The sequence below is a fragment of the Caulobacter sp. 17J65-9 genome (genome assembly GCF_010975005.1).
Taxonomy (GTDB): Bacteria; Pseudomonadota; Alphaproteobacteria; order Caulobacterales; family Caulobacteraceae; genus 17J80-11.
The window spans coordinates 1-1,996 of the sequence record NZ_JAAIVC010000280.1; the positions used below are offsets into that span (position 1 = coordinate 1).

4 protein-coding genes are annotated in these 1,996 nt (G+C 71.4%); 2 read left to right on the forward strand and 2 right to left on the reverse strand.

Annotation, left to right across the window (positions count from 1 at the left end; translation table 11 throughout):
• Positions 1 to 224: DUF2239 family protein (locus G3573_RS21255; RefSeq protein WP_163263629.1), on the forward strand; the 224-nt coding region annotated here is incomplete at its 5' end.
• A 168-nt stretch (positions 225 to 392) separates the two neighbouring features.
• Here the strand turns inward: G3573_RS21255 and G3573_RS21260 are convergent.
• A complete protein-coding gene (locus tag G3573_RS21260; RefSeq protein ID WP_163263630.1) occupies positions 393 to 671 on the reverse strand; it encodes a GIY-YIG nuclease family protein in 279 nt (92 codons plus the stop codon).
• Positions 672 to 744: 73 nt separating this feature from the next.
• Complete coding sequence (locus tag G3573_RS21265; RefSeq protein ID WP_163263631.1) at positions 745 to 1,062, reverse strand: helix-turn-helix transcriptional regulator; 318 nt, start codon at positions 1,060 to 1,062, stop codon at positions 745 to 747.
• A gap of 122 nt (positions 1,063 to 1,184) precedes the next feature.
• Between G3573_RS21265 and G3573_RS21270 the strand changes: the two genes are divergently transcribed.
• Positions 1,185 to 1,996: DUF1376 domain-containing protein (locus tag G3573_RS21270; protein WP_163263632.1), on the forward strand; the 812-nt coding region annotated here is incomplete at its 3' end.

Sequence of the window (1,996 nt, forward strand, 5' to 3'; positions counted from 1 at the left end):
AGGCGGCGCGGCGCGCCGACGAAGGCCCGGGCCGGATCCGCCGCGCGCAGGAGGCGGCCTACCGCGTGGCCACCGCCCTGGCCGGCGACGCAGCCCTCTACGAGGCGGCGATCCGGGCGCTCTACGCCGGCGACGCCGCGGGCTTCGCGGCCTCGACCGAGGCCTGGCCCGCCGACGTCCGCGACCACGTGCGCAAGCTGGCGGCGGCGGCTTTCGAGGGGTGAGGGGAGGACGCGCGGCCAGCCTTTAATCCGCTCATCCCCGCGAAAGCGGGGACCCAGAGCGCTCAGGGGGCAGGCCGCGCAAACCGCTTCATGAAGGCTTGTGCGCGCCCGTCAGTCGCCGCGGACCTGGGTCCCCGCTTTCGCGGGGATGAGCCGAAATTTGAGCGCTCACCACCACATCTCGCTCACGCGATCGTAGAGATCCTCCCATTCGGGATTCTCGCCCTCGATCAGTTGCAGCTTCCAGGCGCGGTTCCAGGTCTTCATCTGCCGTTCGCGCACGAAAGCGGACTCGCGGCCGTCGAAGGTCTCGTACCAGACCAGCCGGTCGACGCCGTACCGCGCCGTGAAGCCCGGGCGCAACTTGTCCTTATGCTCGGCGACGCGCCGGACCAGGTCGTCGGTCATGCCGATGTAGAGGGTGCCATTGCGGCGGCTGGCGAGCATGTAGACGAAGAACGCCTTACTCGCCTCCGATCGCGCTCTGGGTCCCCGCTTTCGCGGGGATGAGCGGTTTAAATCAGCCGCCAGTGCCCGTCCGCCGCAGGCTCTCCAGCATGCGCACCGCGGCGCCGCGGTTTTCCTCGGGGATGTCGGCCCAGATGTCGAGGATGGAGGTGGGCAGGCGTTCGGGGTCGTGGTCCAGCAGGTAGCCGGCCGAGGTGTCGAGCGCGGGGGCCAGCCGGCGCAGCCACTTGCCGGACAGCTCGCGCTTGGTCTCCAGCTCGCTGATCACGCTCTTGGAGGTGCCGACCTTGTCGGCCAGCTGCTCCTGGGTCAGCCGCCGGTACTCGCGCCATTCGCGCAGGTAGTGCCGCTTGTCCGCCGCGTCGCTCATGGTTCGCAGTTTGCGCACCAATCTGTGCAAAAGTCGTTAGCCGTTTCGCGAACTTCAGGGCTTGCGTTTTGTTCGTAAAATGCGAACATAACGAGAACGAAACCGGAGTCCGGACCGTCGCAATGAACGCGCCGCCCTACATGCCCCTCTACGTCGCCGACTATCTGGGCGACACCCGCCACCTGACCACCGTGCAGCACGGAGCCTACGTGCTGCTGATGATGGCGATGTGGCGCGGCGGCGGCCGCTTGCCGGCCGAGCCTGCCCGGCTGGCGCGCCTGGCCGGGCTGACGCCGGCGCGCTGGGCCAGGATCGCGGCCGAGGTGACCGCCTTCTTCACGCTGGAGGACGGCGCGCTGACCCACCCGCGGCTGGCCGCCGAGCTGGACCGCTACGCCCGCACCGTCGACGCCCGCCGTGTGGCCGGCGCGAAGGGCGCGGCCGCCCGCAACCGGCCGGCAAATGCTGGAGCAAACGCCGGGGCGGAGCCGGCGCAAACGGGCGGGCGAAGCCGGACGCCGGCCGCGGCCAAAACGGCGGCCCGGCCGCGCCAACCAGAACCAGAACCAAAACCAGAACCAGAACCAGAAGAAGGACGGATAGGGGCCGTGGACGCCCGCGGGTGGGGCAGGGCCGAGCTCGATCGGCTGGAGAGGGCCCTGCGCGACGCCGCCGGCCCGGCCCTGGACGCCGCGTCGCCCGTCCTGCTCAACCTGGCCCCGATCCTGGGCCTGCTGACGCCGGGGCGGGGGCCGCCGGCCGATCTGGAGGCCGACGTGCTGCCGGCCGTGCGCGCCGTGGCCGCCCGCTCGCGGCCGGGCTCGGTGCGCGGCTGGGGCTACTTCGCCGAGACGATCCTGACCCAGCGCGACCGCCGCCTGGCCGGCGCGCCTGCGACCGACCCCACGGAGAGCTCCGATGAGCGTTCCCGCCC